This is a genomic window from Pseudarthrobacter sp. NCCP-2145 (assembly GCF_023708005.1).
GTDB lineage: Bacteria > Actinomycetota > Actinomycetes > Actinomycetales > Micrococcaceae > Arthrobacter > Arthrobacter oxydans.
Genome location: NZ_BRCG01000006.1, coordinates 152,990 through 166,624 on the forward strand (window position 1 = coordinate 152,990; position 13,635 = coordinate 166,624).

Consider the following 13,635-nt stretch of genomic DNA (forward strand, 5'->3'; position numbering starts at 1 on the left):
CGTGGGCCCACGTTCGCCATGGGACGTCCGGCTCAGCGGATGGCGGCAAGCGGCGTGACGGTGCCGCCCCTGATGCCGACGGCACCACCCGAAGCCGCAAGCCGGACGTCCTTGGCCCCCGCCGGCGGGAAGACCAGCGAGGTCAGCGTCTCGCGGCCGCCGTCCACGAAGACTTCCACGGAAGACCGGTCAATATAGGCGGTCAGCTGAACCGTGTCCGCGTCGGTGTTGCCCCTGGCTGAGCTCACCGTCCGGTACCCCTCCGCCGGGCCGCCGGCAGCCTGCGCCACCGAATCCCCGTCCCGGACCACAAAGGCCTGCCCGGTCCCGAAGTCGTAGCCCACCGTGGCGTAAACCTTGCCGGCGCTTTGCAGGAGGACGCGGGCTTCACCGCGCCCGGATGCAGGCCTTTCCAGTTCCAGGTCCACCTTGAACGCACCGCTGTCCGGAACCGGCAACGGCTCCCCCGCGCCTTCGCGGGCCGTTCCCGCAGGGATCCGCTCCGGGCTCCCCTCCAGCGACGCCAGCGCAGGGGTGGGCGCCGAGGCCAGAAACGGGCGACCGCCGTCGGACACCAGCCGGATGTCACGCACCACGGAGGCCGCCCCGAACCAATCGCCGGTGGGCAATTCCCGGGCGTACGCCCAGTTGTTCACCCAGCCTATGGCGTGCCGCGAGGCCTTCCGCTGGCCGTCCGTCAGGCGCGGATCATCCCAGGTGACGGCGGCGTAGAAGTCCGTTCCGCCGTCGAGCCACTGGTGGTCTCCGTCGGGCGTGAAGCCCTTTCCGTCAAAGCTGCCGGTCCAGTACGCCAGCCCGGTAGTGCGGCCCTCGTCCGCGCCGTTAGCGCTGGCGGCCAGCACCCAGGTCCGTTTGGAGGGATCGCCGTCGACGTCCAACTGGAAGAAGTCCGGGCACTCAAGGATGCCCAGCCCGTCGCGCTCAAATGCCGAAATATAGGTCCAGTCCTTGAGGTCCGGGGACGTGTAGAAGCCGATTTTGTGGCCTTCGGCCAGCAGCATCAGCCACTGGTTGTTGGCGTCGTCGCGGACAATGCGGGGATCCCGCCAGTGCTCCTCGCCGGGGTTCTCCATCACCGGGTTCTGCTCGTAGTTCTCGAAGCTGTAGCCGTTGTCCGTGGAGTAGAACAGTGACTGCCGCTGGACGCCGTCATGCTGCTGGGTAAGGACCGCGATCACGGCTCCCTTGCCGAATCCCGCGGTGCCTTCCGTATCCACCACCGCTGTGCCGGTCTCGATATCGCCGAGTCCGTTGCGGTACTTCCCGATGGCCACGCCCTCGTTTTTCCAGTTGACCAGGTCGGTGCTGGTGGCGTGGAACCATTCGGTGCCGTTCCCTTCCGGGTAATCGGCGTTGTACAGGTAGTAGTAGTGCCACTGGCCGTCCAGGAAGAACGGCTTCTGGGGATCGTTCATCCAGCGCTGGTCCGGGGTGAGGTGGTAGGCGGGGCGGTACTCCCCCGCGGGCGGCTCGAAGCGGTCCGCAGCCGGCGCGGGCCACGTCCGGTCCACGCCGAGGTCAGCCAGCAGGGCATCGCGCGCCTCGGTGCTGATGCAGTCAGGAAGGCGCGCCGCAGCAGCATCCCCAACCGTGTCCGGGGCCGCGCTGCTGCGCAGGAAAACCTTGCCGTCCACGCGCGCTCCGGCCAGCCAGCCCGCACCGCACTCAATGCTCCGCACATCCTCCGCACCCTCGGCGTCGAGCGCCCGGCCACGGTCCACGAGCGTGGTGTCCCCGCCGTCCAGCCACAGCGTCGCGTAGCTGCCGGTGGAGTCCCTGGCCGTTGCCTGCGCCGACGCAACACCGTCCAGGACGCGGCCGGCAACGGCGGCCGGCCCCGTCCGGACGTTGCCGGCGAGCAGCAGGGAAACCACCAGGGCCAGGGCAGCGGCCACGGCGGCAACCACCCAGAGCAGGGGCCGGTTTCTAAGGGCAGGGAGTACAGGTCCGAGGATTTTTCGGGGCATGGTTTTCGATCCGTCGCTGAACGCACAAGTGCCGCTCCCCAGCAGGGGAACGGCACCAGCGCAAGTGAACCGTCAATTTTACAGGCAGGCCGGCAGGAACCCAACCGGGCACGGATTCCTGGATCCACTTCCCGTACGGTCAGGCCACGCCGCCGGGACGCTTCTTCTGCGGATAGAGCGATTCCCCGCGCGCCAGCATCTCCACGAAGTCAGTGATCCTCTTCGCGCGGGTGGCAGGCCGGACAGCGGAGTTGACCCGGTAAATCATTGCGAACCGGTTTGTCCCGGTGAGGACATCGAACATCGCCTGGGCGGCTGGAACCGCGGCGATGGCCGCCGCCAGGTCAGCCGGGACCTCCGCCACCGCCTGGCCGCCGTACGCATTGTCCCAGCGGCCATCGGCCTTCGCCGCATTCACGGCTGCCCAGCCGGCATCGGTCATCCGGCCTGCCGCGTCCAGGCGCGCCACATGGCCGACATTCCTGGCAGACCACGGGCTCCTGGGCCGGCGCGGTGTCATCCGCTGGAGCGACGTTTGCTCATCACGGCGGCGCGCCTGGCCATCGATCCAGCCGAAGCACAGGGCCTCATCCAGCGCCGCGGCGTAATCCAGTTCCGTGACGTTTCCGCCCTTCTTGTGCAGGACCAGCCACACCCCGGGACTGGTGCTGTGGTTTGCCTCCAGCCACCGGCGCCACGCCGCCGCGTCCGGCAGCAGCAGCTCCTCAAGTTCAACGGTCATGGCCCTATTCTGCCCCCGCATCACGGCACCACGGCAGCCCCTCTCCACAAGCGCCGGCGCCGTGGCATCATGGGCCTAGAGGTCCCTGGATACCGAGGATTAAGGAAACCAAGATGCTCCGTGTGCGCCCCCTCCACTTCACGTCCAGGCTGGATTCCTGGGGCAGGCTCCTCACCGCCCTGGGCATGGTCCGGACCGAGAACGACGCCGGCTGGCAGGTTTTCGACGCCGGGCTGGGACGCCTGGCCCTCCACGCCGTCCCCGAGGGGGCCGCGGAAGACGGCAGCACCGCGCTGGCAGTGGAGGTGGGGGACCTTGCGGAGTTCGCCCGGCGCACCAACCTGGCTGCTGCGGAAGATGGCACCACACCCGCAGAGCTGGTCGCCGCGGACCATGGCGACGCCTGCCGGATCACGGCTCCCGACGGTTTCAGCTTCCTTGCGGACAAAGCCGCCCACGGCGCCCAGTGTGCCGACGCCGATCCTGCCCTGGCCGTCGTCGGGGTCTGGTTCACGGAGGACCCCGCCTCTGCCTCCCGCACCCTGCAGCAGGTGGGCGCGCGTCCGCGTCCGGTTCCGGACCAGGACGACACCGCCGACTTCACCGCCAAGAACGGCGGGGTCCTGATGGTCCGGCCGGCCTCGGGGGCGCCGCGTTCCGGCCTGGGTTTTGAGTACGACGGCGGACTGGAACCTTTGCGGGAACGCCTCGCCTCAGCGGGTATCCAGGCCGGCATCACGGAGGAAGCCTTCGCGCGCACCCTCCACGTTGCCAACCCGGATGCCGGGGCAGCTGCGCACGTGCCGGCGACGCTCTGGATCTCCCAGCGTCACGCGTGACAGGACCTCCACGGGAAGACCGGATGACCCGACGCATTCCGCCGGCAGCTGAGTTCCACCCGTCACGCAGCGTCCCATGGGGTAGAACTTAACCATGAACGTGCGCACCCCTGACCCGAATCCCGGCTGGCTCTCCGAAGAAGACCTCTTTGAGGCACGCGGGCGGCTGCCCATGGTCTACGTGGAGGCTGTGCCGGTCAGGCTGGACCCGCTGGGCTTCGTCAATGAGGTGGGAACCCTGCTCCAGGCGGATGAGGACGGGACCATGGTCCGCTCCCTGGTCTCGGGCCGCGTCATCTACCGCGAGACCATCCGCGCTGCCCTGCTGCGGCACATGGAAAAGGACCTGGGACCGCTGGCGTTCCCTCAGCTCCCCATCAGCCCGGTGCCCTTCACCGTGGCGGAATACTTTCCCGCACCGTCCCAGACCGGCTTCACGGACGAGCGGCAACACGCCGTGGCCCTGGCCTACGTCATCCCGGTCACGGGTGAATGCGAGCCCCGCCAGGACGCCCTGGAACTGACCTGGATGACCCCCGAGGAAGTCCTCAGCCCCGGCGTCCAGATGGAGTTCGTCGGCGGCCGCGGCAGCCTCATCCGCCAAGCGCTGGCCTTTGCCGGCGTTGGCTTCTGACACTCACGCCGGAACCTGGGGGTCCCCGATTTTAGGTGCCCGCCTTTGTAGACTGTAGGGCGGACCGCAAGAGAACTTAAGGACTCCCATGACCGAAACACCAGCCGCCAGGCACCATCTTGAACAGCAGGCTGGATCTCTGACCACCGGCACCCACATCGTCCTGCCCGACGGCGGGCGCACGGCGGAAGTCCACCAGGTCGAGCTGGAGCGGGACGACTTCGGAGCCCCCGCACTGGTGCTCGCCAGCCTTACCGGCGGCGGAACCCTGCGCATCGCGGTGGGCACCACCGTGACGGTGGTGGACGAAAACCCCGACGCCGTCACCCAGCTTCCGCGGGCGGCCCGCCCTGCGACCGGCTCAGGGCAGAAGGCAGGGCAAGACGCAGGGCAGGAGCAGCCCAGGCAGCTCCGCGAAGAGGCGGCGCCCGCTGCCGCCGCTCCCGCCGTCGTCGTTCCTCCCCTTCCGCCGGTCCCGCCGGCCCTCAGCGGACCCAGCGAAGAGGACCTGGCACTGATTCCCGCCCCACAGGGCACCCCGGAGTCCGTTGTGGAAGCTGCCGCGGAGGCCCATCCTGACGCGATGGGCGTCCTGTTGCTGTCCGACCGGCTGGCCAAGGGCGTCAACTTCAAGTCCGGCAGCTGCCTGAAGGACCTGAGCGACCTCGCCCATGAGCTGTTCATCACCCTCAAGGACGCAGACGGCGCCCTTGCCGTGGCCGACCTCCTCAACGTCCTTCCCTTCGACGGGAATCCCGGCCGGTGGTCATCCGTGGAAGCATCCCTGGCGCTCTCCAGCTATATATGCCGCCAGAACGGCCAGCCGGAACGGGCCGAGGTGTACGAGAAGCTGATCCGGACCCCGGAAAACCAGGAGACGGACCCGTTCAAGGCCAGGATGGCAGCCAAGGTACGGCAGCGCTCCCTCAATGAGCCCAACCTGTACGACAAGGAAATTTTCCGCTCCATCGACAACTCCAACCATGACGCCGAACGCGAATGGCGGCTGCTGCGGCTCGAGTCCCTGCTGTTCCTGCGGGCCCACGGGGGCTCCGAAACCATCGGAATGGTCGAGCTGGAGCGGCGCATCAGCAACGAGCTTGAGGCCGTCCGCGCCTGACGTCGGACCCCTCCCGCCGGTACGGTGCCTGGTTGGGTAATTTGCCCCCTACCCGGCGCCGTGCCGGAGTTGTACATTCGGGGCTATGACGAACAATCTCAGCGTAGTGATCAACGCCGACGCGCCGCAGGTCTGGACCATGCTGCGTGAACCGTCCAAAGTAGCCCAGTGGCATGGCTGGCAGGCAGAAGACCTGGACTCCGAGATCAAGGAGATCTACTTCTCCGGCGATGTTGAGGAGTCCCCGGACCACACCAGCCTGACCGTCCATGGCGGGGACATCTTTGAGCTGAAACCCGTGCCCAACGGAACGCAGGTCAGCGTGACCCGCGGGGCACTGGACCACGACTCCGAATGGGCTGCCTGGGACGAGGACATCACCCAGGGCTGGCTCACGTTCCTGCAGCAGCTCCGCTTCGCCCTGGAACGCCATCCGCACGGCAAACGCCACACCCTCTTCCTGCATCTCACGGAAGGAGGAGGCTCCGCCATCGAGAAGCTCGGGCTGACCGACGTCCCGGCGCCGGGCGAAAACTACCAGGTGAAACTGGGGACCGGCGAGGAGATCAGCGGCAAGGTCTGGTACCGGACCAGCCACCAGGTGGGCCTCACTGTCCACAGCTATGCCGAGCATGGGGAGGGGCTCCTGGTGGTGGCCGACCACCCGGCGATCAAGGACGTGCGCGAGGAAGGCGAGGGCTCGCTGGTCATCGTCTCCACCTACGACCTGGGCGCCGCAAGGCTCGAATCCGTGCGCTCCTCCTGGGATGCCTGGCGGGCTGGGAACTACCCGGCATCCGAACCGGTCAGCTGACAGGGCCGGTTGCCGGGACGGGACGGAAAGCTGGCACACTGGTACGGTGCCAGCCAACCCTGCCCCAGCTCCTTTCCCTGCCGCCGCGGCTGAAACGGCCCTTACTGGAACGGCGCCGTGGACTGCGGCCGGCGCCGCGGCGGACCGGCAGTCGGAATTCTCCTTCCGGGTGGGCACCCGGCTCAGCGAGAACTGCCCGCCGACCGCTGCCCAGGTGGCTTCCAACGGCGGCCGGTTCCTGGGACGGACCGGGACCATCTCCACGCCGCACGGTGAAATCCAGACGCCCGCGTTCATCGCCGTCGGAACCAAAGCCACCGTCAAGGCGGTGCTGCCCGAAGCCGTGGCGGACCTGGGCGCGCAGGCCGTGCTGGCCAACGCCTACCACCTGTACCTGCAGCCCGGCGCGGACATTCTCGACGAGGCGGGCGGCCTTGGCGCATTCATGAACTGGTCCGGGCCCACGTTCACGGACTCTGGCGGATTCCAGGTGATGAGCCTGGGCTCGGGGTTCAAGAAGGTCATCGACATGAAAGCCGTGGATGCGTCCGGGCCGGATGACGCCGTCGCCCCCGGAAAGGAACGCCTGGCCCACATTGACGACGACGGCGTGTGGTTCAAGAGCCACCTCAACGGCGACAGGCACCGGTTCTCCCCCGAAATCTCCATGCAGGTGCAGCACCAGATCGGCGCGGACATCATGTTCGCCTTCGATGAGCTGACCACCCTGCAGAACTCCCGCAGGTACCAGGAGGAATCCCTCGAACGCACCCGCCTGTGGGCGTTGCGCTGCATCGAGGAGCACTTCCGGCTGACCTCGTCCCGGGCGGGCAAGCCGTACCAGGCCCTGTTCGGCGTGATCCAGGGTGCGCAGTACGAGGACCTGCGGCGCAAGGCGTGCCGGGACCTCGGCGCCATGCCGTTCGACGGGTTCGGCATCGGCGGGGCACTGGAGAAGGAGAACCTGGGCACCATTGTCCGGTGGTGCAACGAGGAACTGCCCGAGGACAAGCCGCGCCACCTGCTGGGCATCTCGGAACCGGACGACATCTTCACGGCTATCGAGAACGGCGCCGACACCTTCGACTGCGTCTCCCCCACCCGGGTGGCCCGCAATTCCGCCTTCTACACCCCGCAGGGACGCTTCAACCTCTCCGGCGCCAAGTACAAGCGCGACTTCGGCCCGCTCCAGGACGGGTGCGACTGCTACGCCTGCACCAACTACTCGCGGGCCTACATCCACCACCTCTTCAAGGCAAAGGAGATGCTCTCCGCCACGCTGATCTCCATCCACAACGAACGGTTCGTGGTGAAGATGGTGGACGACGCCCGCCTCGCCATCGAGGACGGGACCTTCTTCGATTTCAAGGCGGAGACCCTGGGGCAGTACTACTCCTGACCTGCCCGGAAGGCCGCCGTCGCCAGCTGTTCCGGTATCCTGACCCGATGCTGATCCAGATCCCCGCCGCCGACGGCACTGCCGAAGCCCTGGTGGCCCGCCCGTCCACGGGCAGCGGCCCGTTTCCCGGCGTCATCCTGTACATGGACGCCTTTGGCCTGCGCCCGCGCATAGAGGACATGGCCCAGCGCGTCGCCGACTGGGGCTATGTGGTCCTGGCACCGAACGTCTTCTACCGCGAAGGGACGGCCGCGGAGCTGGCACCGCGCGGTGACATGACCACGCCGGAGGGCAGGCAGGCGGCCGGCAAGGCTGCCTTTCCCCGGGTGGGACGCCTCACCACGGACAAGGCGCTGCCGGACATTGACGCCTGGGTGGCGGCCCTTGGAACACTCGACGGCGTTGCGCCGGGCCCCATCGGCACGTTCGGCTACTGCATGGGAGCCAGGCTGGCGGTGCGCACCGCCACGGCCCACCCGGACGTGGTGGCAGCCTGTGGCGGATTCCATGGCGGCGGTCTTGCCACAGACGAGCCGGACAGCCCGCATCTGGGGCTGGACAGGGCAACGGCACGGTTCGTGTTCGGCCACGCCGACCACGACCAGAGCATGGGCCCCGACGCCGTGGCCCGGCTGGGTAAGGCCCTCGACGCGGCCGGCCTTGCGTCATCCAACGAGGTCTACAAGGGCGCATCGCATGGCTACTCGATGGCCGACACCTCTGCCTTCCACGCGAAGGCCACGGAACGGCACTTCCGGGAACTGCGGGCCCTGCTCGACGGGACGCTCAAGGGCGGCGCCTAAGCTGCGTTCGTCACCGCTGCCGCCGGGGCACCGTAGCTCGGTTCGCGCTTCTTCACCCAGCGGATCACCAGCGACGTTACGGGGACCAGGATGAACTCCACCAGGGTCTTGTACACAAAGCCAACCACCACGTAGTTCACAAAGGTCGCGGCGTCGGTTATTCCGATGACCGAGGCGGCGATGCTGCAGAAGATCAGCGTGTCCACGAACTCGCCGGCCACCGAGGAGCCCATGATGCGGGCCCACAGGGACTTCTCGCCGGAGCGTGCCTTCATCCGCACCATGATCCAGGAGTTGATGGTCTGCCCGGCCAGGAACGCCAGCAGCGACGCCAGCACGATCTGCGGGACGGGACCGAGCGCGCCCTCCAGGGCTGCCTGCTTGGACATTCCGAACTCGTCGTCGAATCCGGGCAGGGCGATGATCGCCCAGTAGCAGAGTGATGCGAAGACGGACAGCCCGAAGGTGGTGAGGATGGCTTTGCGTGCCACCCTGAAGCCGTAGACCTCGCTGATGACGTCGCCAAGGATGTACGCCAGCGGGAAGAGGAAGAAGCCGCCGTCGGTGATGATCGGCCCGATGGCCACTCCCTTGGACGCCCCGATGTTGGACAGGATCAGCACCACCGCCATGATCGCCAGCATGATGCCGAAGTACGGGGACCCGATCGAGGCGAACCGTGGGCGGTCCGGAACTGGAGGGTTTTGGGGCATGGTGTGGTGGCCTGAAGCTGGGGTCATGGCGGAGGTCCGTTCGTAGTGGTTCGCTCGGCGCCCGGGGAGCGGGAACACCGGCTGTATTAGCACTGTCCCCCCATTCTCCCATTGTGCGGGAGACTGCCGTGCGGCGGCGTGATGGGCCCAATCTGAACGCGTTCAAATCTGTGGTAGTTTTCTTGAACACGTTCAATTCGAGAAAAGCCCATGACCGTAAAGAGCGAGCAGACGCGACAGCTGGTGGCCGGCGTCGCACTGCGCATGTTCCGGGAAATCGGCTTCGCCAAGACCACCATGCGGGCCATCGCAGCCGAGGCGGGCGTCTCGGTGGGCAACGCCTACTACTACTTCGCGTCCAAGGACGATCTGGTGCAGGAGCTGTACCTGCAGGTACAGGCTGAGCATGCGGCCAGGGCGGCCGAAGCGCTCAAGGACGCCGGCGACCTCACCAGCCGGCTCAGGGCCACCCTTCACACGGGCCTGGACGCCATGGCGCCCTACCACCGGTTTGGCGGCGACTTCATCGCCACGGCCATCCGCCCGACGTCCCCGGTCAATCCCTTCGCCGCCGGGTCAACGGCGGCGCGCGAAGCGTCGCTGGACATCTTCCGCACGGCGGTTGAGGCCGCGAAACCGCCGGCACCGAAAAAGCTCAGGTCCGATCTTCCGGAACTGCTGTGGCTTTTCTACATGGCCGTCACCCTCTTCTGGGTCTACGACACCTCCGACGGGCAGCAGCGGACCAGGCGCCTGGTGGACGGCGCCGTCCCGCTGATCACACGGGGACTCTCATTGGCCCGGGTTCCCGGTGTGGGCAGGATCCTGGACGACTTCCTGAGCCTGAGCCGCAGCATCCGTGGCTGACGATCGAAACAACACAGTGGGGGGACCATGAGCGGCATAAAAACGGTGGTACTGGCCGGAGCTTCCGGATTCATCGGCAGGTATTTCCGGACCCGGTTCGAGAAGGACGGCTGGTCGGTGCGCACCATTGGCCGCAAAGGCGCCAAGGGGTCGCCGTCGGCCACGTGGGATGACGACGACGCCCGCCTGGCCCGGGTGCTGGACGGTGCGGAGCTCCTCGTGAACCTCGCCGGACGCTCCGTCTCCTGCCGCTACAGCGCCCGGAACAAGGCCGCCATACGGGAGTCCCGCGTTTCCACTACAGCGGCACTAGGCCGTGCCGTCGCACTGTGCCGGCAGCCGCCGTCGACCTGGCTCAATGCGAGCACCGGCACCATCTACCGCCATGCCATGGATGGCCCGCAAACCGAACGTGACGGCGAACCGGGCACGGGATTTTCAGTGGACGTTGCCCGCGCGTGGGAAGCCGAACTTGCAGCCGCCGTTACCCCGGGGACGCGTAAGATCCCGTTGCGGATCTCGATCGTCCTGGGCCCCGGAGGAGGAGCACTGCGGCCCTTCGCCACCCTTGCCCGGCTGGGCCTGGGCGGCCGGATGGGCCCCGGCACGCAGAAGTTCAGCTGGATCCATGTGGAGGACCTTTACCGGTGCGTGCGCTTCGTGCATGCCCGGAAGGACCTCAGCGGCCCCGTGAATGTGGCGTCTCCGGATGTGGTGGACAACCGCGAGCTGATGCGCATGGTCCGCCGGGCCTATCGAGCCAGGTTCGGCATCCCCACTCCGGCCTGGCTGCTGCGGCTGGGAGCCATCCTGATCCGGACGGAGGCGGAACTGGTGCTGAAGAGCCGCTGGGTCCAGCCGGAGAAGCTACTGGACGCGGGCTTCGTCTACAGCCAGCCCGAACTGGGCCGAGCGCTCCAGCAGATCGCCAGGGGCGCATGAGCCGGCCGCGCAGGGTGACTTTCGGCCCCGCCGCGGCCTTGGAACCCTGACCAGCAGCACGGCCACATGCTGTACAGCACCACAAAGCGGGCGTTCGACGCCGGATGGCAGGATGGTGCCATGACTTCCGCTTCCCTTGACGCCCAGTCCCCCGCTGACACTCCCGCCGTCGTCCTGACCATCGCCGGTTCCGAAGCCACTGGCGGCGCCGGCGCCCAGGCCGACCTGAAGACGTTCCAGGAGCTCGGCGTCTTTGGCATCGCCAACCTGACCTGCATCGTCTCGTTCAACCCGAACGACGACTGGAACCACCGCTTTGTCCCGGTGGACCAGCAGGTTATCGCGGACCAGCTGGAGGCGACCACGGCGGCGTACGGTCCGGCCCCGGACGGGCAGTCCGTGCCCGGCCGGCCGGTGCTGGACACCGTCAAGATCGGGATGCTGGGAAGCCCCGCCACCATCGCCACCGTGGCCGATGCCCTGGGCGGAAACCGGTTCGGGAACGTTGTCCTCGACCCGGTCCTGATCTGCAAGGGCCAGGAGCCGGGGCATGCCCTTGATACGGACCAGGCCCTCAAGGCGCAGATCCTGCCGCTGGCCACCTTTGTCACGCCCAACCACTTTGAAGCCGAGTCGCTGTCCGGCCTGGAAATCACCGACGTCGAGTCCCTCAAGGCTGCCGCTATCCGCATCCACGAACTCAGCGGTGCAGCCGTGCTCGCAAAGGGTGGTGTACGGCTGGAAGGCCCGGACGCCGTCGACGTCTTCTACGACGGTGAAACCCTGGAAGTGCTGAGCGCGCCCAAGGTGGGCGAGGTGGCCGTTTCCGGCGCCGGCTGCTCGCTGGCGGCCGCAGTGACTGCCGAACTCGCCAAGGGCGCGTCGCCTCTTGACGCTGCCCGCACCGCCAAGGAGTTTGTCACCGCGGGGATCCGGAACCGCGTGGCCTCCGGTGCCCCGTTCGATGCGCTGTGGCAGGGCGGCGCCCGCTAGTTTCGCCGCCCAGCCCCGGACGCTCTCTCACTTAATGCGCGTTTTTCCGGACGCTCTCTCACTTAATGCGCGTTTTTCCGGAACCCTCTTGCACTGCGCGCGAGAGGGTTCCGGCTTTTCCTGCATTAGCTGATGGAGCGTCGTCTGGGAGGGGGACGGCGGCGGACCGATCCCACGACGTTCACCTGGGGTCGGCCACAGTTCCCATGAACAGCGGCAGCCCGGTTTCGCCGTGAACGATCTGGTAGTGGAACGGCCGGTCGAACTCGATGGTCCGCTCGGGCTCTGGTGGAGCGCTGGTGGCCTCTCCGTTGATCTGGGTCACAGCGGCGGCAATGGTGCCCTTTTCGGCCACCGTGATGTTGGCAGCCTGGGCGGCCTGGGTAATCATCATCTGCGGCTGGATGTTGTTGAAGTCTTCCGTGGTGCCGAGCATGTTCTCCAGTCCCAGCGCCTCGAAGACCTTGCGGAGGTCAAAACTGGACCTGTGGTCCCAGCGGGGCAGCTGGATCTGGACTGATTCGGGCCGGGCGGTATCGAACGTGTCCGCGATTTCCGTCAGTTTCTCCGCGTCGAAGGCCGCAGGGGCGGGAGTGTCACGGGAAGCGGCCGTGCCGTCGGGAAGGACCAGCCGCATGACGAAACCGTCGGCATAGGGAAGATCCACACCCTGCCAGCCGGTGCCTTCCGCATATTTCATCGTAAGTTCGTTGTGCATGGCGGGCACGTCGATTTCCTCCCCCGCGGCTGTGGTGAAGGGCAGGTCCGAGGTGGCGTTCGGGTCGAACGGTGTGCTCCAGGCAGAGGCGAAGTACAACGAGTTGAGCAGGCTGAAAGTGTTGTTGGGGTCGTACTCCGCCGGGGCTTCCTTGATCCTGCCGCCGGTGTTCCTGTTCACCAGGCATCAATGGCGGGCTTGGTTGCACCCTCATCGCTGAAATCCATGGGATAAACACCGGTCCCATAGTGCCGGGCCAGGGTGTCCAGGAAGGGCTGTCCGGTAGGCACGTCTGTATCTACAAACAGGCCGTTGGCCGAGTGCATGACCGGCTTCTGCGGCGGGTTCTCCTCATCCACCGCACCGGGGTCACCTTCGAACCTTTCGAGCGAGCGGAGGACCGCGTTCATGGCCTCATCGCGCGTCTCGGGAGGAAATTGCAGGATGCTGTCCATCTCGGCCGCGGTCTTACCGGTGGCACCTGCACGGAGCATGGCGAGGGCAATCAGGAGGCTCCCGGGCGAGGACACCACATTCCCGTTTGAGCCGTCGCCGCCGTCGGCCAGCAATGCTTCGCCGAGGAAGAACGCGGACGCCCGGAAGGAGCGCAGTTCAGCGGCGTAGTCCGCACGGTCCACCGATACGCGCTCGACGCCGTCGGCCGTGAGGAGCTCCGGGAGCGCCGGCGGCGGGGCTGGCGCCCCACACCCTGCCAGTCCCATCAAGGCACCCCACGCGATCATCCGCTGAAAACGAAACATCTTTGTTGCCTCCCCGGCGCGCCGAGGCGGGAATCCGCCTCCTCCCAGTGAAACAGCGACGGCGGCGGAGGACCATGCCGGCAGGATCACGCTTTGCACTCGATTTGGTCTCGCGCGCGCCGGAGGCCCGCCGGACGGTCTCTCACTTAACGCAAGAAAACCCGGTACGCCCTATCACAAGGTCGCCCGCAGGGCCCGGCTTCCGGGCTTTCCACATACAGCTTTTATGTTCTGGCGGTGCGGGATGCTGCCTCCCTACGTTTGAGCTAATCGGAAACAGCAAGCGAGATGAGGATCAAGGT

The 13,635-nt window shown here is 67.0% G+C and carries 12 protein-coding genes and 1 pseudogene; 9 read left to right on the plus strand and 4 right to left on the minus strand.

Translation table 11 applies throughout. From position 1 onward, the window contains the following. Positions 1-32: 32 nt before the first annotated feature. Together NFU08_RS07275 and NFU08_RS07280 are read right to left on the minus strand one after the other, a co-directional pair. Positions 33-1,988 carry a glycoside hydrolase family 32 protein gene (locus NFU08_RS07275; RefSeq protein ID WP_251421852.1) on the minus strand — a complete coding sequence of 652 codons (1,956 nt, stop codon included), beginning with the start codon at positions 1,986-1,988 and terminating at the stop codon, positions 33-35. Positions 1,989-2,127: 139 nt separating this feature from the next. Next, a complete protein-coding gene (locus tag NFU08_RS07280; RefSeq protein WP_174180012.1) occupies positions 2,128-2,730 on the minus strand; it encodes a YdeI family protein in 603 nt (200 codons plus the stop codon). Positions 2,731-2,843: 113 nt separating this feature from the next. On the opposite strand from NFU08_RS07280, the gene NFU08_RS07285 reads away from it, so the two are divergent. The 6 genes from NFU08_RS07285 (at position 2,844) to NFU08_RS07310 (ending at position 8,339) form a co-directional block, all read left to right on the plus strand. Next, positions 2,844-3,569, plus strand: a complete 726-nt coding sequence (locus NFU08_RS07285; protein WP_174180010.1) for a VOC family protein — start codon at positions 2,844-2,846, stop codon at positions 3,567-3,569. A gap of 94 nt (positions 3,570-3,663) precedes the next feature. Beyond that, a complete protein-coding gene (locus NFU08_RS07290; protein ID WP_066273708.1) occupies positions 3,664-4,203 on the plus strand; it encodes an NUDIX hydrolase family protein in 540 nt (179 codons plus the stop codon). Positions 4,204-4,291: 88 nt separating this feature from the next. Continuing rightward, positions 4,292-5,323 (plus strand): DUF6707 family protein, encoded by a 1,032-nt coding sequence (locus tag NFU08_RS07295; protein WP_251421855.1) that lies wholly within the window; start codon positions 4,292-4,294, stop codon positions 5,321-5,323. An 85-nt stretch (positions 5,324-5,408) separates the two neighbouring features. After that, complete coding sequence (locus NFU08_RS07300) at positions 5,409-6,137, plus strand: SRPBCC domain-containing protein (protein WP_251421857.1); 729 nt, start codon at positions 5,409-5,411, stop codon at positions 6,135-6,137. A gap of 46 nt (positions 6,138-6,183) precedes the next feature. Then, positions 6,184-7,536: a tRNA guanosine(34) transglycosylase Tgt gene (gene tgt, locus NFU08_RS07305; protein ID WP_374724857.1), complete on the plus strand. Its 1,353-nt coding sequence runs from the start codon at positions 6,184-6,186 to the stop codon at positions 7,534-7,536. Between the two features lie 47 nt (positions 7,537-7,583). Further along, a complete protein-coding gene (locus NFU08_RS07310; protein ID WP_174180004.1) occupies positions 7,584-8,339 on the plus strand; it encodes a dienelactone hydrolase family protein in 756 nt (251 codons plus the stop codon). Here NFU08_RS07310 and NFU08_RS07315 read toward each other — a convergent pair. Continuing rightward, entirely contained in the window at positions 8,336-9,079 is a 744-nt protein-coding gene (locus NFU08_RS07315; RefSeq protein ID WP_174180002.1) for a queuosine precursor transporter, read from the minus strand. The genes NFU08_RS07310 and NFU08_RS07315 overlap by 4 nt on opposite strands. A 183-nt stretch (positions 9,080-9,262) precedes the next feature. Here NFU08_RS07315 and NFU08_RS07320 point away from each other — a divergent pair, with 183 nt between their 5' ends. The 3 genes from NFU08_RS07320 to NFU08_RS07330 all read left to right on the plus strand — a co-directional run bounded on the left by NFU08_RS07320 (position 9,263) and on the right by NFU08_RS07330 (position 11,854). Further along, positions 9,263-9,919: a TetR/AcrR family transcriptional regulator gene (locus NFU08_RS07320; protein WP_251421860.1), complete on the plus strand. Its 657-nt coding sequence runs from the start codon at positions 9,263-9,265 to the stop codon at positions 9,917-9,919. 27 nt (positions 9,920-9,946) lie between these two features. Continuing rightward, positions 9,947-10,861, plus strand: coding sequence for a TIGR01777 family oxidoreductase (locus NFU08_RS07325; RefSeq protein ID WP_251421863.1), 915 nt, complete (start codon positions 9,947-9,949; stop codon positions 10,859-10,861). Positions 10,862-10,981: 120 nt separating this feature from the next. Continuing rightward, positions 10,982-11,854 carry a hydroxymethylpyrimidine/phosphomethylpyrimidine kinase gene (locus NFU08_RS07330; RefSeq protein ID WP_174179997.1) on the plus strand — a complete coding sequence of 291 codons (873 nt, stop codon included), beginning with the start codon at positions 10,982-10,984 and terminating at the stop codon, positions 11,852-11,854. 181 nt (positions 11,855-12,035) lie between these two features. On the opposite strand, the pseudogene NFU08_RS07335 reads toward NFU08_RS07330, so the two are convergent. Further along, positions 12,036-13,333, minus strand: a pseudogene (locus tag NFU08_RS07335) (serpin family protein). Positions 13,334-13,635: the final 302 nt, after the last annotated feature.